Annotated in this window: 16 protein-coding genes; 9 read left to right on the forward strand and 7 right to left on the reverse strand. The window is 66.9% G+C overall.

The window, feature by feature from the left end:
- Positions 1 to 13: 13 nt before the first annotated feature.
- Positions 14 to 1,399 carry a sensor histidine kinase gene (locus AC27VL_RS03930; protein WP_488765587.1) on the reverse strand — a complete coding sequence of 462 codons (1,386 nt, stop codon included), beginning with the start codon at positions 1,397 to 1,399 and terminating at the stop codon, positions 14 to 16.
- A complete protein-coding gene (locus AC27VL_RS03935; RefSeq protein ID WP_100551715.1) occupies positions 1,377 to 2,060 on the reverse strand; it encodes a response regulator transcription factor in 684 nt (227 codons plus the stop codon). Before AC27VL_RS03935 ends, AC27VL_RS03930 begins: the two co-directional genes overlap by 23 nt.
- 153 nt (positions 2,061 to 2,213) lie before the next feature.
- Between AC27VL_RS03935 and AC27VL_RS03940 the strand changes: the two genes are divergently transcribed.
- From AC27VL_RS03940 to AC27VL_RS03950, 3 genes are all read left to right on the forward strand, one after another.
- Complete coding sequence (locus AC27VL_RS03940) at positions 2,214 to 3,398, forward strand: efflux RND transporter periplasmic adaptor subunit (RefSeq protein WP_100551716.1); 1,185 nt, start codon at positions 2,214 to 2,216, stop codon at positions 3,396 to 3,398.
- A gap of 4 nt (positions 3,399 to 3,402) precedes the next feature.
- A complete protein-coding gene (locus AC27VL_RS03945; RefSeq protein WP_100551717.1) occupies positions 3,403 to 6,504 on the forward strand; it encodes an efflux RND transporter permease subunit in 3,102 nt (1,033 codons plus the stop codon).
- A 103-nt stretch (positions 6,505 to 6,607) separates the two neighbouring features.
- Complete coding sequence (locus tag AC27VL_RS03950) at positions 6,608 to 6,784, forward strand: hypothetical protein (protein WP_488765588.1); 177 nt, start codon at positions 6,608 to 6,610, stop codon at positions 6,782 to 6,784.
- Here the strand turns inward: AC27VL_RS03950 and AC27VL_RS03955 are convergent.
- On the reverse strand, positions 6,781 to 7,185 hold the full coding sequence (locus tag AC27VL_RS03955; protein ID WP_089239261.1) for a GFA family protein: 405 nt from the start codon (positions 7,183 to 7,185) through the stop codon (positions 6,781 to 6,783). The genes AC27VL_RS03950 and AC27VL_RS03955 overlap by 4 nt on opposite strands.
- Before the next feature lie 164 nt (positions 7,186 to 7,349).
- Here AC27VL_RS03955 and AC27VL_RS03960 point away from each other — a divergent pair, with 164 nt between their 5' ends.
- Both AC27VL_RS03960 and AC27VL_RS03965 read left to right on the forward strand, forming a co-directional pair.
- Entirely contained in the window at positions 7,350 to 8,327 is a 978-nt protein-coding gene (locus AC27VL_RS03960) for an Lnb N-terminal periplasmic domain-containing protein (protein WP_488765695.1), read from the forward strand.
- Positions 8,324 to 10,366: an esterase/lipase family protein gene (locus tag AC27VL_RS03965; protein WP_488765589.1), complete on the forward strand. Its 2,043-nt coding sequence runs from the start codon at positions 8,324 to 8,326 to the stop codon at positions 10,364 to 10,366. Before AC27VL_RS03960 ends, AC27VL_RS03965 begins: the two co-directional genes overlap by 4 nt.
- A gap of 44 nt (positions 10,367 to 10,410) precedes the next feature.
- Here AC27VL_RS03965 and AC27VL_RS03970 read toward each other — a convergent pair whose 3' ends face one another.
- Positions 10,411 to 11,832 (reverse strand): MFS transporter, encoded by a 1,422-nt coding sequence (locus AC27VL_RS03970; RefSeq protein WP_488765591.1) that lies wholly within the window; start codon positions 11,830 to 11,832, stop codon positions 10,411 to 10,413.
- 29 nt (positions 11,833 to 11,861) lie between these two features.
- Here AC27VL_RS03970 and soxR point away from each other — a divergent pair, with 29 nt between their 5' ends.
- Positions 11,862 to 12,296: a redox-sensitive transcriptional activator SoxR gene (gene soxR / locus AC27VL_RS03975; protein WP_032951587.1), complete on the forward strand. Its 435-nt coding sequence runs from the start codon at positions 11,862 to 11,864 to the stop codon at positions 12,294 to 12,296.
- A 37-nt stretch (positions 12,297 to 12,333) separates the two neighbouring features.
- On the opposite strand, the gene AC27VL_RS03980 is transcribed toward soxR, so the two are convergent.
- On the reverse strand, positions 12,334 to 12,936 hold the full coding sequence (locus AC27VL_RS03980; RefSeq protein WP_099819246.1) for a short chain dehydrogenase: 603 nt from the start codon (positions 12,934 to 12,936) through the stop codon (positions 12,334 to 12,336).
- A gap of 98 nt (positions 12,937 to 13,034) precedes the next feature.
- On the opposite strand from AC27VL_RS03980, the gene AC27VL_RS03985 reads away from it, so the two are divergent.
- Positions 13,035 to 13,910, forward strand: coding sequence for a LysR family transcriptional regulator (locus AC27VL_RS03985; RefSeq protein ID WP_488765592.1), 876 nt, complete (start codon positions 13,035 to 13,037; stop codon positions 13,908 to 13,910).
- A 121-nt stretch (positions 13,911 to 14,031) separates the two neighbouring features.
- On the opposite strand, the gene proC is transcribed toward AC27VL_RS03985, so the two are convergent.
- Together proC and AC27VL_RS03995 are read right to left on the reverse strand one after the other, a co-directional pair.
- Positions 14,032 to 14,853: a pyrroline-5-carboxylate reductase gene (proC, locus tag AC27VL_RS03990; protein ID WP_488765593.1), complete on the reverse strand. Its 822-nt coding sequence runs from the start codon at positions 14,851 to 14,853 to the stop codon at positions 14,032 to 14,034.
- A gap of 16 nt (positions 14,854 to 14,869) precedes the next feature.
- On the reverse strand, positions 14,870 to 15,547 hold the full coding sequence (locus tag AC27VL_RS03995; RefSeq protein WP_488765594.1) for a YggS family pyridoxal phosphate-dependent enzyme: 678 nt from the start codon (positions 15,545 to 15,547) through the stop codon (positions 14,870 to 14,872).
- An 87-nt stretch (positions 15,548 to 15,634) separates the two neighbouring features.
- Between AC27VL_RS03995 and AC27VL_RS04000 the strand changes: the two genes are divergently transcribed.
- Together AC27VL_RS04000 and AC27VL_RS04005 are read left to right on the forward strand one after the other, a co-directional pair.
- The gene (locus tag AC27VL_RS04000) at positions 15,635 to 16,672 is read left to right on the forward strand and encodes a type IV pilus twitching motility protein PilT (RefSeq protein ID WP_004147099.1); all 1,038 of its coding nucleotides are present in this window, start codon (positions 15,635 to 15,637) and stop codon (positions 16,670 to 16,672) included.
- 79 nt (positions 16,673 to 16,751) lie between these two features.
- Positions 16,752 to 17,915, forward strand: a complete 1,164-nt coding sequence (locus AC27VL_RS04005; protein WP_488765595.1) for a PilT/PilU family type 4a pilus ATPase — start codon at positions 16,752 to 16,754, stop codon at positions 17,913 to 17,915.
- Positions 17,916 to 18,013: the final 98 nt, after the last annotated feature.

Raw genomic sequence — 18,013 nt, forward strand, 5'->3', positions numbered from 1 at the left:
GGCGGTGACCGCCTCAGGGAAGCCCGTCTGCGGCACCGCGGATGCTCATCCAGGCGCCGCCGTCCGGGCCGCTGCCGGCGCGGACGCGGAAGCCGTGCAGTCCCGCAATGGCGGCCACGATCGACAGCCCCAGGCCAAATCCTGGAGCTTGCCCGGCACTGCTGCTGCCGCGGAAGAAGCGCTGGTAGATCAAGGTGCGGTCCTGCGGCGGGATGCCCGGCCCGTTGTCGATCACATCGATGCGGGGCGCGCCGTGGTCGTCCACCGCGCGCAGCAGGATGCGCCCGTGCGCGGGCGTGAACTGCAGGGCGTTGGACAGCAGGTTGGCCACCGCTTCGAACAGCAGCTCGCGATCGCCGCGCAGCACGCCGATCTGCGGCGCGACCTGCAGCTGCAGCTCCTGTTGTTTCTCCTCGGCCAACGGCAGGTAGAACTGGTGCAGCTCCTGCAGCAGGTCGGCGATGTCGACCTTGTCGAAGGCGGAGCGGCGCTGGTGGCTTTCCAGCTCGGACACGCGCAGCAGCGCAGCGAAGCGCGCCATCAGCATGTCAGTCTCCGCCAGCGCCTTGTCCAGCGGGTCCGCATGCGGGTCGTGCTCGTCCAGGCCCACGCGCATGCGGTAGAGGTGCGCACGCAGCCGGGTGAGTGGCGTGCGCAGGTCATGCGCGATGCTGTCGCACACGCCTTTGACCTCGGTCATCAGCTGTTCGATGCGTTCCAGCATGGCGTTGACGATGCTCGACAGCCGATCGATTTCATCGCGCCGGTTGGACACCGGCAGCCGTTGCCCGAGGTCGCCGGCGATGATCCGGTTGGTGGCCGCTTCGATCTGCTGGATCCGCTTCAACGGGCGCCGGCGCAGCAGATGCCAGCCCACCAGCCCGGGAATGACGGTCAGTGACACGCCCCACAGCAGCGCATCGAGGATGATGCTGTTGACCGCCATCAGCTTGCCGTTCTGGCGCACGAACACCAGTGTGCGGCCATCGCGGGTCACCACGCCGAGCGCGCTGCCACCGCTCTCATGCGGGCCATCGACCAGTGTCCAACCCGCCACAGGATGCGAGTTGCCATCCAACGGCAGTCCCTCGGGAATGGCCGTCAGCGGCCCCGCCATCGGCATGCCGGCGTTGTCGAACAGCCCGTACGTATACACCTGGTGCAGGTCGAAGCGCTGGCTGTCGCGCAGCGCGTCATCCAGGGCAGGGCCGTCGAAGCTCATGAACAGATGAGCGCGCTGCTGCAGACCCGATTCGGTCAGGTCGTTCAGGTAGTCCGAGATGCGCCAGTACATCACCCCCAGCAGCATGCTCGACCAGGCCACGAACAGGATGCAGTACAGGCCAAGAAGGCGGCTGCTGGACGAGCGCCACTGATCAGGGTTGCGCGTCGAAGACATAGCCGGTTCCCCTTACGGTCTTGATCGGCTGCGTGCGGCCGGGCTGCTCGATGCGTTTGCGCACACGGCCGATATGCACGTCGATCAGGTTGGTGCCCGGATCGAAGTGGTAGCCCCAGACTTCCTGGAACAACATGGTGCGGGTGACCACCTGGCCGGCATTGCGGACCAGGAATTCGAGCAGCTTGAATTCGGTCGGCAGCAGGCTGATCTCCTGGCCGCCGCGGCGCACCGAGCGGCTCATCAGGTCCAGTTCGAGATCACCGGCGCGCAGCACGCTGTCGGCTGTGCCCGTCTGTCCATGGCGGCGGATCAGCACCTCCACCCGCGCTGCCATTTCATCCGAAGCGAACGGCTTGGTCAGGTAGTCGTCGCCACCGGCGCGCAACCCGCGCACGCGCTCGTCCACGTCCGACAATGCGCTGATCATCAGCACCGGCGTGGTCACGCCTTCGCGGCGCAGCGTGGTGACCAGGGTCAGCCCGTCCACGCCCGGCAGCATGCGATCCAGGGTGATCACGGCGTAGTCGCCGGCGCGTGCCAGTGCCAGGCCATTGCTGCCATCGGCCGCCAGGTCGACCTCGAAGCCGTGGCTGCGCAGCTCGGTGGCGATTTCCTCCGCGGTGACAAGGTCGTCCTCGATGGTGAGTACGCGCGGCATGGGCCACTTTGCAGATTGGGACCAGCGCATCCTCGCAACCACGGGCGTGCACTGCAAATGAAAAATGTTTCATGCGTTTTTCGCTGGATCGCAGCGCGGGGTCTTCTATATTCGGCGCCGAGCGCTCCCCCCGGCGCGTGGAACCTGCTGCCGATGACCCTTCCGTATTTCGTCCTGCCGGCTGCGGCCAGGCGCCTGCCCCGAACCTGGCGCCTGCCGCTGCTGTTGCTGGCCCTGGCGACCCTGCTGGCCGGCTGTGGCAAGGACGCGCCCAAACCAGGCGCCGCGACGCCGGAAGTGACCGTGCTGACGCTGCAGAACCAGTCGCTGGCGCTGGAGCAGGAGCTGCCGGGACGCACCATCGCCTCGCAGGAATCGGATGTACGCCCGCAGGTGGACGGGGTGCTGGTGAAGCGGCTGTTCGAGCAGGGGCAGCTGGTGAAGGCCGGGCAGCCCCTGTTCCAGATCGAGCCGGCGCTGTACCAGGCCGCCCTGAACGAGGCGCAGGCCAACCTGAAGACCGCCGAAGCGGCGGCCGTGACCGCGCGTCTGCGGGCGCAGCGGATGCAGGCGCTGGGCAAGGACCAGCTGGCCGCACGCCAGGACGTGGACGATGCCATCGCCAGTGGCCAGCAGGCCGCTGCGGCAGTGCAGGCTGCGCAGGCGGCGCGCGATACCGCCAGCACGCGGCTGGGTTTTGCCACAGTCACCGCACCGATCGCCGGTCGCATCGGGCGCGCGCTGTTCACCCCCGGTGCGCTGGTGACGTCGGCGCAGGCCGACCCGCTGGCGCGGATCCAGCAGGTGGATCCGATGAACGTGGATATCACCCAGTCCAGCAACGAGTACCTGGCGCTGCGTCGTGCCATTGCCGAGGGTGGGGTGCAGGCCAACAGCGCGCCGGTGCGGCTGCGCTTGTCCGATGGCACCGACTACCCGCTGCCGGGCACGCTGGAGTTCGCCGACATCGATGTGCAGCAGGAGACCGGCAGCATCACCCTGCGTGCGCAGTTCCCCAACCCCGAAGGACAACTGCTGCCGGGCATGTACGTGCGCGCGCAGGTGGGCCAGGGCACGCAGCAGCAGGCGCTGCTGGTGCCGCAGTCGGCGGTGGACCGCAGTGCCAAGGGCGAGGCGCAGGCGTGGCTGGTGGACAAGGAGGGCAAGGCGCGGCTGCGTATCTTCCGCACCGCACGCGCGGTCGGCAACCAGTGGCTGGTGCTTGATGGCATCAGCGCCGGCGAGCAGGTGGTGGTGGCGGGGGCGCAGGGCCTTGCCGACGGCATGCCGGTGCGGGTGAAGCCCGCGCCCGTGGCCGCGCCGGCCGGAAAGGACTGAGCGCATGCTGCCGCGCTTCTTCATCCACCGCCCCGTATTCGCTTGGGTACTGGCGATCTGCATCATGGCGTTCGGCACGATTGCGGTGACCCAGCTGCCGGTCGAACAGTATCCGGACATCGCACCGCCGCAGGTCAACATCACCGCCAACTACACCGGCGCGTCTGCGCAGACGGTGGAAGACAGCGTCACCCAGGTGATCGAACAGCAGATCAAGGGCATCGACCACCTGCTGTATTTCTCTTCCACCAGCTCGTCTTCGGGGCAGGCGCGGATCACGGTCACCTTCGACCAGAGCGCCAACCCCGATATCGCCCAGGTGCAGGTGCAGAACAGCGTCAACCAGGCCATCAACCGCCTGCCGCAGGAAGTGCAGCAGCAGGGCGTGACCGTGGCCAAGTCGCAGGGCGACTCGCTGATGGTGGTGTCGCTGTACGACACCAGCCGGCGCATGGAGCGGGTGGACGTTTCCGACTTCCTGGTCAGCAACGTGCAGGATCCGATCAGCCGCATTGCCGGCGTCGGCGAGATCAATGTGTTCGGTTCGGCCTATGCGATGCGGGTGTGGCTGGATCCGCACAAGCTGCGTGCCTACGACCTGATGCCGTCGGATGTGCGCAGTGCGATCCAGGCGCAGAACACCCAGGTCACGGCCGGTGAACTGGGGGCGCTGCCGTCCAGTGCGACGCAGAGCCTCAATGCCACCGTCACCGCGCAGTCGCGCCTGCAGACCCCGGAACAGTTCCGCGCGATCATCCTGCGCACGCTGCCCAGTGGCGCGGCAGTGCACCTGGGCGATGTGGCGCGGGTCGAGATCGGCGCGGAGAATTACCAGACCAGCAGCTACCTCAACGGCTATCCGGCCGCAGGTTTCTCGGTGACCCTGGCCTCCGGCGCCAACGCGCTGGCCACCGCCGATGCAGTGCGCGCGGAGCTTGAGCGGCTGCGGCCTACGTTCCCGCCCGGGCTGCAGGTCGCCTATCCACGCGACAGCACGCCGTTCGTAAGGGTCTCCATCGAAGGGGTCATCCACACCCTGATCGAGGCGATCGTGCTGGTAGTGGTGGTGATGTTCCTGTTCCTGCAGAACGTGCGTGCCACCCTGATCCCGGCGATCACGGTGCCGGTGGTGCTGCTGGGTACTTTCGGCGTCCTCGCGGTGGCCGGCTTCACCATCAACACGCTGACCCTGTTTGCGATGGTGCTGGCCATCGGCCTGCTGGTCGATGATGCGATCGTGGTGGTGGAGAACGTGGAGCGCATCATCCACGAAGAGCATCTGCCGCCACGCGAGGCGACCGAGAAGTCGATGGGCGAGATCACCGGTGCGCTGATCGGCATCACCGTGGTGCTCGGCGCGGTGTTCCTGCCGATGGCGCTGTTCGGTGGTTCCACCGGCATCATCTACCGGCAGTTCTCGATCACCATTGCATCTGCCATGGCGCTGTCGGCGCTGGTCGCGCTGACCCTGACCCCGGCGCTGTGCGCGACCCTGCTCAAGCCTTCGTCGGCACAGAAGCCACCGGGGCGCTTCTTTGCTGCGTTCAATCGCGGCGTCGAACGCAGCCAGTCGGCCTACCAGAGCAGGCTGGGGGGCGTGGTGGCCCATCCGCGGCGCTGGATGGCGTTCTACCTGCTGCTGGTGATCGCCATGATTGCCTTGTATGCGCGCATGCCGACCGGCTTCCTGCCGGTGGAGGACCAGGGCCAGGTGACCTTCCAGTTCTCCACGCCGGAAGGCACGCCGATGGCGCGCACGGAGGCGCTGGGTGAGCAGATCAGCCGCTACTTCATGGAGCATGAAAAGCAGAACCTGGACGTGGTGTTCGTGGTGGTCGGTCGCAACAATGCGGGTACCGGCCAGAATGCGGGGCAGGGCTTCCTGGCTCTCAAACCCTGGGACGAGCGCAACGGCGACAACACTGCGGCGGCGATCATCGCGCGCGCCAATGCCTATTTCCGCAAGCTGCCCGATGCCAAGGTCAATGTACTCGCTCCGCCGGCCGTGCGTGGCCTGGGCCAGTCCAGCGGTTTCGAACTGTGGCTGCAGGACACCAGCGCGGCCGGTCGCGTGGCCTTGCAGGCGGCGCAGGAACAGGTGGTGCGCGCGGCCGGCGAAGATGATGGGCTCACGTCGGTGCGCTTGAACGGGCTGGGTGACAAGGCCGAGCTGCGGCTGGACATCGACCACGCCCAGGCCAGTGCGCTGGGTCTGGCCCAGGCCGACATCAATTCCACGCTGTCTGCCGCCTGGGGCGGCAGCTACATCAATGATTTCCTGGACCGCGGTCGGGTCAAGCGTGTCTACATGCAGGGCGACCAGCCCTACCGCAGCGTGCCCGACGACATCGGTCAGTGGTATGTGCGCGGCGGCAACGGTCAGATGGCCTCGTTCGCCAGCTTCGCCAGCAGCCACTGGGCGCGTGGGCCGCAGCTGCAGCAGCGCTTCAACGGCCTGCCTGCGATGCAGATCCAGGGCAGTGCGGCCGAAGGGCGCAGCTCGGGTGAAGCGATGCAGCGCATGCAGGCGCTGGTGGCCGATCAGCCTGGGTTCGATCTGCAATGGAGCGGGCTGTCCTACCAGGAACAACTGGCCAGCAACCAGACCCTGTACCTCTATGCCGCGTCGATCGCCTTCATCTTCCTGTGCCTGGCCGCGCTCTACGAGAGCTGGACGGTTCCGGTAGCGGTGGTGCTGGTGATCCCGCTGGGCGTGATCGGTACGGTGCTGGCGACCACGGCTGCGGGCTTCGTCAATGACATCTACTTCCAGGTGGGATTGCTGACCACGATTGGACTATCGGCAAAGAACGCGATCCTGATCGTGGAGTTCGCCGAAGCGCGCTACCGCGCAGGCAGTTCGGCGGTGGAGGCGGCACTGCAGGGCGCACGCCTGCGCCTGCGGCCGATCGTGATGACCTCGCTGGCCTTCGTGGCAGGCGTCATTCCGCTGGCATTGGCCACCGGCGCCGGCGCGGTCAGCCGCCGTGAGATCGGCATGAGCGTGATCGGCGGCATGCTCTCGGGAACGGTGCTGGCAGTGGTGCTGGTGCCGCTGTTCTTCGTGCTGGTACGGCGGCTGGGCAGGGCGCGGCCGGTGCACTGAGGGCAGGGCCGCCAGCTGTCATCGGTATGCCGCAGCGCCATCACCCGGTCTTGGCCTGGGCATCGGTACGGTAGATCGTCCCCGCCCCCAACGGAGACCTGCCATGTGGTTGCTCGACCGACTCTGGCCCCCGCGCCCTGCGCTGCCCGCCGAAACGCTGCCGCCTGCAGCGGACACGCCCTCGCGTCGAACGCCGTTGAAGCGCCCGTTGCGCGTCGGCCGGGCCAGCATGGCGCCGTGGCAGAAGATCGCGCCGCCGCTGCGGCGCAGCCGGCACTAACCGGTACGGTCGGCGGGGTGGTTCACCCCGTCATTGACCGGAATCGTTCCCAGCGCGAACGGATCGATGCCTTCCAGGCAGGCCACGTTGTAGCCGTACTGGTCCGGGTTGGAGCGGCGGCGGTGGTGCGTGTAGATGCCACAGACGCCGCAGAAATAGTGCTCGGCCACGTGGGTGTTGAACTGGTACAGGCGCAGATGAGCCTGGCCGCGCACGATCTGCAGCCCGTCCCGTGCCACGCTGGCGGCGATGGCGCCGCGGCGCCGGCACATCGAACAATCGCAGCGGCGCGGGTCGACGATGCCCTCGGGCAGGTCCAGCAGCAGCTCGACCGTGCCGCAATGACAACTGGCCCGGTGCTGCGCCTGCACGGCTACGCCGGCCACGGTGGTGATGCCCATCTCTGCTCCCTGCGCGCCTTTGGTGGGTGCCAGTATGCCCCTGCCGGGCCAGCCTGAACCGGTTGTAGATGTCGCCGTGAGGCGGCTTGTGGCTAACTATGCCGCCCCGGGACCTCGACAGGACGCCAGTGAAAGCCGCAGGACGATGGATGACAGGATGTGTGATGGTGCTGCTGGCGCTGTGGGTGGCCGGTCTGTTGACCTACCAGATGCCGGGGCCGGGCTGGCTGGGCGGCGCTGTGGCGTTGCTGTGGTTGCTGGCCGCCGCCTGGGCGGCCTGGCAGGTGGCGCGCGGCCGTGGCACGCGCAGGCTGTGGGCGGCCTTTGCCGGCGCTCTGGCGCTTGCGGGGCTGTGGTGGCTGCTGCTGACCCCGCGCCAGGACCGCGACTGGGCCGATGACGTGGCGCAGCGCCTGCACGTGGAATCTTTCGATGGCCGCCACGTGGTGCTGGACAATGTGCGCGATTTCACCTGGCGTACCGAGACCGACTACGACGCGCGCTGGGTGCGCCGCAGCTACGACCTGGACCAGCTGCGTTCGGCCGATCTGGTGCTGTCGTACTGGATGGGCCCGGCGATCGCCCACACCCTGGTCTCGTTCGGATTCGAGGACGGGCGCCACCTGGTGTTCTCACTGGAAATCCGCAAGGAGCGCGGTGAATCGTTCTCGGCGCTGGGCGGCTTCTTCCGCAAGTTCGAGATGACGCTGGTCGCCTCCGAAGAAACCGACATCATCCGCACCCGTACCAACGCGCGCGGCGAGGATGTCTACCTGTACCGCCTGCACGGCATGGACCGCAACCAGCTCAAGACCCTCTTCGCTGCCTACATCGACCAGGCACGCCAGCTTGATGCCAAGCCCGGCTTCTACAACACCCTGACCAGCAACTGCACCACGATCGTCTTCGATCTGGCGCGGCATATCGCCCCGCGCCTGCCGCTTGACTACCGGTTGCTGGCCTCGGGCTACCTGGCCGAGTACGCGCAGGAGGTGGGCGCGCTCACCCCCGGCGTGCCGTACGCCGAACTGCACGCCAAGGGCCGCATCACCGAGCGCGCGCTGAAGATGGCCCCCGACGATGATTTCTCCACCGTGATCCGCCAGGGCATCCCCGGCACCGAGCAGGACCCGCAGCAATGACCCCGATGATCCTGTTCCGCTGGCAGCGCGTGCTGCCGGCGCTGTTGGCTGCCCTCCTGCTGCTGGGTGGCAGCGGCTGCGCGATGGTCACCGTCAAGCAGGTGGCGTCCAGCGATTACCTGGTCAACAAGCGTGCCGACGTGCTCAACACCGGCAAGCTCAGCCCCGCCTCGCGCGAGACGCTGAGTGCGGCCGGGCTGGACGAATCGCAGTGCGAGAAGGACTTCCTGGTCTGCCGCAGCACGCTGTTGATGACCGATGACCTCAACGTCGAGCAGCGCTTGTCGACGCTGTCCGAACTCTGGGTGAAGGCCGCTCTGGCACTGACGCCGAAGAAGCAGGCGGCCAACGAGCCGCCGATGAGCGATGCGGCGCTGGATGCGTGGCTGGAGGCGGCGCGCTACGGCTACGCCTATCTGTTCTACAGCGGACGCTCGCCCTCCGATCGCGCATTCGAGGACCGGCAGACGCAGGTGCGCGATTACTACAACTACGCTGCCGAGAAGGCCGCCGTGGTGTTGTTCGCGCGCGCTCGCGCCGCAGCGTTGGCCGGCGAGGACTACACCAAGCCGGTGTCGGCGGGCAGCTGGACGCTGGCGTCCGATTTCCAGCGGCTGTCGCTGAAGAGCATCCCCAAGCAGCTGGTGCCGGCAGGCACCGTCAGCTTCGTCGGCATGCGCAGCACCTATCGCCGCGATGGTTTCGGCGCCGAACTGGTGATGGTGATGGACCCGCCGAAGCTGGTGGTGCCGGCGGTCGCCGCGGAAGGGGCCAAGGCCGAAACGGCACAGGCGCAGGCCACGAAGGACGACCAGGAAGACGGCACCCGCCGTGGACGACGCCACCAGCACGACGATTCGGTGCCCGAGTACAGCGAGATGTCCTCGATCAACGTCACCGCATTGCTGCGTTTTGAAGGCAATACGCTGGAGGATGTGATGCGCACCCGCCAGGTGCTGCTGGATGGCTATTCGCCGGAGGCGACCGAGCGCATCAGCCTGCATGGCGAAGAGGTGCCGCTGGCGGGCAACTTCACTGCTGCCTACGGCCTGTGGCTGGCGCAGAGCGGGTTCGCCACACAGTCGCTGCGTACCCTGTTCGGCATGAGCGAAGGTATCGGCGAGCCGCACATCTACCTGATGCAGCCGTGGGATCCGAACCGCCGCATCATCTTCATGCTGCATGGCCTGGGCAGCAGCCCGGAAGCGTGGGTGAACCTGGCCAACGAGATCATGGGTGACCCTGAACTGCGCCGCGAGTTCCAGGTGTGGCAGGTGTACTACCCGACCAATGCGCCGATCGCGCTGAACCGCTATGAGATCGCCAACGCGTTCAACGACACGCTGAAGCATTTCGACCCGAACGGCAGCACTCGTGCCTCCAGGGACATGGTCTACATCGGCCACAGCATGGGCGGCGTGCTGGCGCGGCTGCTGGTCAGCGACTCCGGCGACGTGCTGTGGAACGATCTGCTGGCCAACTATGACCTGAAGGGCGAACGCCTGAAGCGGGTGCAGTCCAAGCTGGGGCCGCTGCTGCACTTCAAGGCCGAACCGAACGTGGAGCGTGCGATCTTCATCGCCGCCCCGCACCAAGGCACGGACATCGCCGGCAACAAGGTCGGTCGCCTGATCGGCCGCCTCGTTCGCCTGCCGCTGACCATCCTCGGCAAGTTCGAGGATGTGTTCCTGGCGCTGGCGCAGGCCGAGCAGCAGGTGGATGGCACGGCCAAGCCGAAGATTCCCAACAGCATCGACAACCTCAAGGCCAGCGACCCGTTCGTGAAAGCCGCTGCACAGCTGCCGATCACGCCGGGCCTGAAGTACCACTCGATCATCGCCCAGCGCAAACCGGAACTGCCGGTGGAGAAGTCCGACGATGGGCTGGTGCCGTACTGGAGCTCGCACCTGCCGGGCGCGCTGTCGGAGAAGGTGATCATTTCCGGCCATAGCGTGCAGGAAACCCCGCAGGCGGTGCTGGAAGTGCGCCGCATCCTGCACCAGGACATCGATGAAGTGGGCACGGTGGCGCGGCCCTGATCGCGGCGTCCGCCGGGCGCGCCCCGGCGGAACCCGCAGCGCGTCTACACCCGCCTGGCGATCACGGTGGCGAACGCGGCCAGGCCCAGGGTGATGGCCAGGCACAGGATGTAACCGGTATGCGGGGCGCGTTCCACGAACAACGCGAACAGCGCGCCGGATACCGCCAGTGCGGTGGTCACCGACAGCGCTTCGCTCAACTGCAGGGCCGAGGTGTTCGCGCCCTGTTCGTGTGGCGGTGACAACGACAACGTCAGCACCGACAGGCTGGCGTAGATCATGCCCATGCCGAAGCCGGTCAGCGTCCAGCCGACCAGGGCGACCGGCAGTGGCACCGCAGTGAACAGTACCGCCAGCGTCGCGGCGATGCCCACGGTCATCAGCGGCGTGCCGACGCGCAGCAGTTGCTGGCGCGACCAGCCGCGCTGCTGGTGGCCCTGCAGCCACGAGCCGGTGAACCAGCCCAGCGCACCCAGGCTCAGCACCGCACCGGCCCAGCTGGGCGACAGCCCGCGCTCGCGCTGCAGCAGCAGGGGCAGGTAGGCCTCGCAGGCGAAGAACGCGGCAGCGGCCACGCCACGCAATGCGATCACGCTGGGCAGGCCGCGGCGCAGGCGCAGGGTGCCGGCGGGCAACAGGCGATGCACGCAGAACAGCAGCGCCAGCATTGCCACACCGATGCACAGCAGCGCCGGCACGCCCTGTTGCTGCCCACCCAGGTACAGCAGCAGGGCAGCCAGGGACGCGCCGGTGGCCCAGCGCACGATGCTGCCGCGGCCATCATGGGCAGCACCGGTCGCTGCAGCCTGCATGCGCGCCAGCGCCGGTCGCAGCAGCAGGCCGGCCGGTATCGCCAGCAGCGGCACCGCCAGGAACACCCAGCGCCAGCCCAGATGCTGCACGATCACCCCGCTCAGTGCCGGGCCGATCATCGAGGGCACCACCCAACCGGCAGAGAACGCGGCGAATACCTTCGGCCGCAGATGCTCGGGATAGGTACGGCCGACCATCACATACAGCGAGACCGAGATGGCACCGGCGCCGAGGCCCTGCAGCAGACGGCCGGCCACCAGCATGCCCATGCGCATCGCGAAGCCGGCCAGCAGCAGGCCCAGCACGAAGCAGGCCAGGCCCCACCACAGCGGCCGTGCCGGCCCGTGGCGGTCGGCCCAGCGGCCGGCCAGGGTCATGCCGATCACGCTGGTGGCCAAGGTGCCACCGAAGGCCAGCGCATACAGGCGCAGGCCGTCCAGTGCCTCGGCCACGGTCGGCATCGCGGCGGCTACCGCCAGCGCCTCGAAGGCATGCAGGGAGACCAGGGCGACCATGCCCACGGTGGTGGCGCGGTAGCGCGCGGACAGGATGGAGGAGTCGACCGGATCGGCCGTGGCAGCGGGGGAGGGCATCGGGTTCCTGCGGGTGGCGGACGGGCCGCGCTTGTCATCTGGCGGCGATGGTAGCAGCATGCCACCTCAACCAAAGTTGAGGTCAATCGATGCTGGCACAGGACATGAGCGTCGGCGATGTCGCCCGCCGCAGCGGCGTGGCGGTTTCTGCGCTGCATTTCTACGAGCGCAAGGGGTTGATCAGCAGCCTGCGCACGTCGGGCAACCAGCGCCGCTACGCCCGCGATGTGCTGCGGCGGCTGGCGGTGATCCGCGTGGCGCAACGCGTGGGCATGCCGCTGGAGGCGGTGGCGCGTGCGTTCGAGAGTCTGCCGCAGGGGCGGGCGCCGACCAAGGCCGACTGGGCCAAGCTGTCGGCACGCTGGCAGGTGGAGCTCGAAGAACGCATCCACATGCTGCAGCTGCTGCGCGACGAGCTGACCGGTTGCATCGGCTGCGGCTGCCTGTCACTGAAGCGTTGCCGCCTGGCCAACCCGGATGACGTGCTCGGCGAACGCGGCGACGGCCCGATGCGCTGGGGCTGACCGTGCTGGTGGGTGCCGACCCTGGTCGGCACGCCCGTCACCAGACCGTGATCGTTTCGCCGCTCTGGATGCCTTCCACCGCGCGCTGGAAGGCCAGCGCCGCGCGCTGTGCGGTGACTGCTTCAAAGCCGGGGAAGTACGGAGCGTAGGCCTCCATCGATTCCACCAGCACGTTCGGGCTGACCACGTTGATGCGCAGCCCGCGCGGCAGCAGTTCCAGCGCCGCCGCGCGCACGAAACCTTCCAGTGCATGGTTGACGGCGGTGGCGTTGGCACCATCGCGGATTGGCTGCGCGCTGACGATGCCACTGGTCAGGGTGATCGAACCGCCAGCATTGAGGTGGTGCTGCGCGGCCAGTGCAAGGCGCACCTGACCGAGTAGTTTGTCCTGCAGGCCGATGTTGAACTGTTCGGGTGTCATCTGCTGCAGGGGGCCGAAATGCAGTTTGCCGGTGGTGGAAATCACTGCATCGACCGGGCCGGTCTGCGCGAACAGCTCGCGCACGCTGGCGTCGTCGGTGAGGTCCACGCGCAGGCTGCCGCTGCGGCGACCAGCAGCGAGGATGTCGTGCTGCTGGCCCAGGTGGCGGGCAACGGCCTGGCCGAGGGTGCCGCTGGCACCGACGAGAAGAATCTTCATGACAGCTCCTTGCGAGAGGGAATGGACGCAGTCTGCGCCGTCACTGGGTGGTTTGGTAAGGAGCGTATGATTCGCATATTCCTAACCATGGGTTTGCAATGGATACCTTGCGCTGCATGCAGGCCTTCGTCGCCGTGGCCGAGCACGGCAGTTTTTCCGCCGCCGCCCGCCAACTGCAGGTCTCGGCGGTGATGGTCGGCAAGTACATCCAGCAGCTGGAAGCGCACCTGGGCACCGCGCTGCTGCAGCGGAACACCCGGCGCCAACGCCTGACCGAGGCCGGCAACGCCTATCTGGCCGGGTGCCGGCAGGTGCTGGAACAGGTGCAGCAGGCCGAGGCGGACGTGGCCGGGCTGCAGGTGCAGCCACGCGGACTGTTGCGGGTCAGTGCGCCGACCACCTGGGGCAGCTGTGTACTCGCACCGCTGCTGGCCGAGCTGTTGCGGGCACAGCCGCTGCTGAACCTCGAACTGGACCTGAGCAATCGCCGCATCGATCTGATCGAGGATGGCTTCGATGCAGCGATCCGCGTCGGTCCGCTGCCGTCGCAGGAACTGGTGGCGCGGCCGCTGCCGCCGTATGCGATGAGCCTGTGCGCATCACCGTCGTACCTGCGCCGCCGCGGCACGCCGCGCACGCCGGCCGATCTTGAAGGACATGATTGCCTGAGCCACCTGGCCTGGCGCGGCGGGCACGGTTGGCAGTTGGCCAATGGTGAACACGTGGACTGGGAAGCGCGGTTGACCAGCAATGACGGTTACGCGCTGCGCGAAGCAGCCGTGGCGGGTGCGGGCCTGGTGCTGCAGCCGACCGCGCTGCTTGCTGGTGAAATCGCGGCAGGACGATTGAAGCCCCTGCTGCGTGACCATCTGCCCGAGCCACGGCCGATGCACCTGATCTACCTGCCCGACCGTCGCCCACGACCGCGTCTGCAGTGTTTCGTCGATTTCGTCATGGCCACATTGGGGCAATGAGCATCCACGCATGGCGTGGATCTACTGAAGAGCACCATGCATTCCAGCGGCGACAGGTGTCAGTAGATCCACGCCATGCGTGGATGACGGTGGGTGCCGACCGTTGGTCGGCACACCTGTTTCAATCATTGGCCGCTGACAATTCCTGCCCGCGCACCTGCGCCGCACGCAGTGCCTTTTCCACCAGCGCTTCAAACCCGCCTGCCTGGAAGCTCTCGATCGCCGCCTGCGTGGTGCCGTTGGGTGAGGTCACCCGGCGACGCAGTTCGGCCGGGCTTTCACCGGCTTCGTCCAGCATGCGCGAGGCGCCCAGCAGTGTCTGCACCACCAGCGTGCGCGCCGCCTCTGCAGGCAGGCCCTGTGCGATCCCCGCCGCTTCCATCGCTTCGGCCAGCAGGAACACATAGGCCGGGCCACTGCCGGATACGGCAGTGACCGAATCCATCTGCGCTTCGTCGTCGATCCACACCGTGCGTCCCGCGCTGGCCAGCACACGTTCGGCCTGCGCATGCTGCTGCGCATCCACCGACGGCGTTGCATACAGACCGGTAACCCCGGCACCGAGCAGCGCCGGAGTGTTTGGCATCGCGCGCACCACCGGCAGCGAGCCACCCAACCAGCGCTGCAGCTGCGGGCTGGTGATGCCGGCGGCGATCGAGATCACCAAGGGCTTGCTCGCCTGCGCCAGCACCTGCAGTGACTGGCAGACATCGCGCAGCACCTGCGGCTTCACTGCCAGCAGCCACGTATCGCCTTGTGCTGCGGCGTCGGCCGCGTTGTCATGGGTCTGCACGCCGAAATCAGCAGCGAGTGCTTCCCGCAGTCCGGCCACCGGTTCGGCCACGTGGATGTGCGTGGCCGGCACGCCCTGCCGGATCAGGCCGGCGATCAGGCTGCGGGCCATGTTGCCGCCGCCGATGAAAGTGATGGAATCAGCTGCCATGGGAATCTCCTTGGAATCAGGCCGGGCGCGGACGCGCGCCGAACAGGGCGGTGCCGATGCGCACCAGGGTGGCACCTTCGGCAATGGCTTCAGCGTAGTCGCTGCTCATGCCCATCGACAGGGTGTCCACTTGGGGATGACGGGCCGCCAGTGCCTCGAAAAGTGTGCGCATGCGCACGAACGCATCGCGTCGGCGCTCGGCCTCGGGCCACGGCGCAGGAATCGCCATCAGGCCGCGCAACCGCAGGTTGGGTTCGGCGAGGATGGCTGCGGCCAGCGCCTCGACGTCCTCCGGCACACAACCGTGCTTGCTCGATTCGTCATCGATGTTGACCTGGATGAGCACGTTCAGCGGGCCGCGTTCAGCGGGGCGGTAGCGGGCCAGGGCGGTGACCAGCTTGGGCCGGTCCACGCTCTGCACCCAGTCGAAGTGCATGGCGACCGGCTCGGCCTTGTTCGACTGCAGGTGGCCGATCAGGTGCCATTCCAGCACCAGACGCTGCAGCTCCTGCATCTTGGCCAGCGCTTCCTGCACGTAGTTCTCGCCGAAGGCGGTCTGGCCCTGCGCGGCAAGGGCCGCGACGGCTTCGGCCGGCTGGGTCTTGGACACCGCCAGCAGGCGCGGCGGTGGCCGCCCGGCGGCATCGGCGGCGTTGTGCAGGTTGCTCAGGATCTGGGGCAGGGGAGTGGCCACGTAACGCGTTCCGTTCAATCAGGAGGGTATACTGCCGCCCGGGGAAAGATCCTTCCAGTCGAAGCCGTTATTGGGGAGTAGCCGCTCATGGATATCGCCGAGCTGTTGGCGTTTTCCGTAAAGAACAAAGCGTCCGACCTGCATCTGTCCGCAGGCCTGCCGCCGATGATCCGCGTGGACGGCGACGTTCGCCGGATCAACATTCCAGCCCTGGACCACAAGCAGGTCCACGCGCTGGTGTACGACATCATGTCCGACAAGCAGCGCCGCGATTATGAGGAATTCCTCGAAGTCGACTTCTCCTTCGAGATCCCGTCGCTGGCGCGCTTCCGTGTCAATGCGTTCAACCAGAACCGTGGCGCCGGTGCGGTATTTCGTACCATTCCGTCCGAAGTGCTGACCCTGGAAGACCTGGCCTGCCCGCCGCTGTTCCGCGAGGTGATCCAGCAGCCGCAGGGCTTGATCCTGGTGACCGGCCCGACCGGTTCGGGCAAGTCGACCACGCTGGCGGCGATGATCGACTACATCAACAAGAACGAATACGGTCACATCCTTACTGTCGAGGATCCGATCGAATTCGTGCACACCTCGCAGAAGTGCCTGATCAACCAGCGCGAAGTGCATCGCGATACGCATGGTTTCAACGAGGCGCTGCGCTCGGCGCTGCGTGAGGACCCGGACATCATCCTGGTCGGCGAACTGCGTGATCTGGAAACCATCCGCCTGGCGCTGACCGCCGCGGAAACCGGCCACCTGGTGTTCGGCACCCTGCACACCAGTTCGGCGGCCAAGACCATCGACCGCATCATCGACGTGTTCCCGGCCGGCGAAAAGCCGATGGTGCGCTCGATGCTGTCCGAATCGCTGCGCGCGGTCATTTCGCAGGCGCTGCTGAAGAAGGTCGGTGGCGGTCGTACCGCTGCGTGGGAAATCATGGTCGGCACCCCGGCCATCCGCAACCTGATCCGCGAAGACAAGGTGGCGCAGATGTACTCGGCCATCCAGACCGGTCAGCAGTACGGCATGATGACCCTGGACCAGCACCTGCAGGACCTGGTCAAGCGCAGCCTGATCACCCGCAACCAGGCCCGCGAATACGCCAAGGACAAGCGTCTGTTCGAGTAAGGCGAGGCAATGGCGGGGCAGGGCGCAGCACTACGCCGCCGGCCCCGCGCTGTTTCCTCCACCGACCGATTCCTGGTACATGCCCCATTGGGAGCCCGCCGTGAACACCACCGCGACCACCATCGATTTCACCTCGTTCCTCAAGCTGATGGCGCACCAGCGCGCCTCGGACCTGTTCATCACCGCTGGCATGCCGCCGGCGATCAAGGTCAACGGCAAGATCTCGCCGATCACCCAGACTCCGCTGACGCCGCAGCAGAGCCGCGACCTGGTGCTGAACGTGATGACGCCGGCGCAGCGCGAAGAGTTCGAAAAGACCCACGAATGCAACTTCGCCTTCGGCCTGTCCGGTGTCGGCCGCTTCCGTGTGAGCTGCTTCTACCAGCGCAACCAGGTCGGCATGGTGCTGCGTCGCATCGAGACGCGCATCCCGACCGTGGAAGAGCTGAGCCTGCCGCCGATCATCAAGACGCTGGCGATGACCAAGCGCGGCATCATCCTGTTCGTCGGCGCTACCGGTACCGGTAAATCCACGTCGCTGGCAGCGATGATCGGTTACCGCAACCAGAATTCGACCGGGCACATCATCACCATCGAAGACCCGATCGAATTCGTGCACAAGCACGAGGGCTGCATCATCACCCAGCGCGAAGTCGGCATCGATACCGACAGCTGGGAAGCCGCGCTGAAGAACACCCTGCGCCAGGCGCCGGACGTGATCATGATCGGCGAGGTGCGTACCCGCGAGGGCATGGACCACGCCATCGCCTTCGCTGAAACCGGTCACCTGGTGCTGTGCACCCTGCACGCCAACAATGCCAACCAGGCGATGGACCGCATCGTCAACTTCTTCCCGGAAGATCGCCGCAACCAGCTGCTGATGGATCTGTCGCTGAACCTCAAGGGCGTGGTCGCGCAGCAGTTGATTCCGTCGCCGGATGGCCGCTCGCGCAAGGTCGCGATGGAGATCCTGCTGGGCACGCCGCTGGTGCAGGACTACATCCGCGACGGCGAGATCCACAAGCTGAAGGAGCTGATGAAGGAATCGGTCCAGCTCGGCATGAAGACCTTCGACCAGAGCCTGTTCGAGCTGTACCAGGCCGGTGAGATCAGCTACGAGGACGCACTGCGCTACGCCGATTCGCAGAACGAAGTGCGCCTGCGCATCAAGCTCAGCCAGGGCGGCGATGCCCGCACCCTGTCGCAGGGGCTGGATGGCGTGGAGATTTCCGAGGTCCGGTAACGGCGGCGCCGGCCACCGGCGCCAGTGCGATGGGTGGCCGGACGGCATTCATGAAATCCAGTCATGACCGACTGCCATCCAGGTCGTTCAATCCGCCG

The sequence above is a fragment of the Stenotrophomonas sp. 14P6.2.3 genome, from assembly GCF_057799055.1.

What these genes read in the sequence shown, in the direction of transcription:
- AC27VL_RS03945 (WP_100551717.1), top strand. Translation starts at nt 3,403, where the DNA reads ATGCTGCCGCGCTTCTTCATCCACCGCCCCGTATTCGCTTGGGTACTG.
- AC27VL_RS03935 (WP_100551715.1), bottom strand. Translation starts at nt 2,060, where the DNA reads ATGCCGCGCGTACTCACCATCGAGGACGACCTTGTCACCGCGGAGGAA.
- AC27VL_RS03930 (WP_488765587.1), bottom strand. Translation starts at nt 1,399, where the DNA reads ATGTCTTCGACGCGCAACCCTGATCAGTGGCGCTCGTCCAGCAGCCGC.
- AC27VL_RS03965 (WP_488765589.1), top strand. Translation starts at nt 8,324, where the DNA reads ATGACCCCGATGATCCTGTTCCGCTGGCAGCGCGTGCTGCCGGCGCTG.
- AC27VL_RS03955 (WP_089239261.1), bottom strand. Translation starts at nt 7,185, where the DNA reads ATGGGCATCACCACCGTGGCCGGCGTAGCCGTGCAGGCGCAGCACCGG.
- AC27VL_RS03985 (WP_488765592.1), top strand. Translation starts at nt 13,035, where the DNA reads ATGGATACCTTGCGCTGCATGCAGGCCTTCGTCGCCGTGGCCGAGCAC.
- soxR (WP_032951587.1), top strand. Translation starts at nt 11,862, where the DNA reads ATGCTGGCACAGGACATGAGCGTCGGCGATGTCGCCCGCCGCAGCGGC.
- AC27VL_RS04000 (WP_004147099.1), top strand. Translation starts at nt 15,635, where the DNA reads ATGGATATCGCCGAGCTGTTGGCGTTTTCCGTAAAGAACAAAGCGTCC.
- AC27VL_RS03970 (WP_488765591.1), bottom strand. Translation starts at nt 11,832, where the DNA reads ATGCTGCTACCATCGCCGCCAGATGACAAGCGCGGCCCGTCCGCCACC.
- proC (WP_488765593.1), bottom strand. Translation starts at nt 14,853, where the DNA reads ATGGCAGCTGATTCCATCACTTTCATCGGCGGCGGCAACATGGCCCGC.
- AC27VL_RS03960 (WP_488765695.1), top strand. Translation starts at nt 7,350, where the DNA reads ATGGTGCTGCTGGCGCTGTGGGTGGCCGGTCTGTTGACCTACCAGATG.
- AC27VL_RS03980 (WP_099819246.1), bottom strand. Translation starts at nt 12,936, where the DNA reads ATGAAGATTCTTCTCGTCGGTGCCAGCGGCACCCTCGGCCAGGCCGTT.
- AC27VL_RS04005 (WP_488765595.1), top strand. Translation starts at nt 16,752, where the DNA reads ATGCCCCATTGGGAGCCCGCCGTGAACACCACCGCGACCACCATCGAT.
- AC27VL_RS03940 (WP_100551716.1), top strand. Translation starts at nt 2,214, where the DNA reads ATGACCCTTCCGTATTTCGTCCTGCCGGCTGCGGCCAGGCGCCTGCCC.
- AC27VL_RS03950 (WP_488765588.1), top strand. Translation starts at nt 6,608, where the DNA reads ATGTGGTTGCTCGACCGACTCTGGCCCCCGCGCCCTGCGCTGCCCGCC.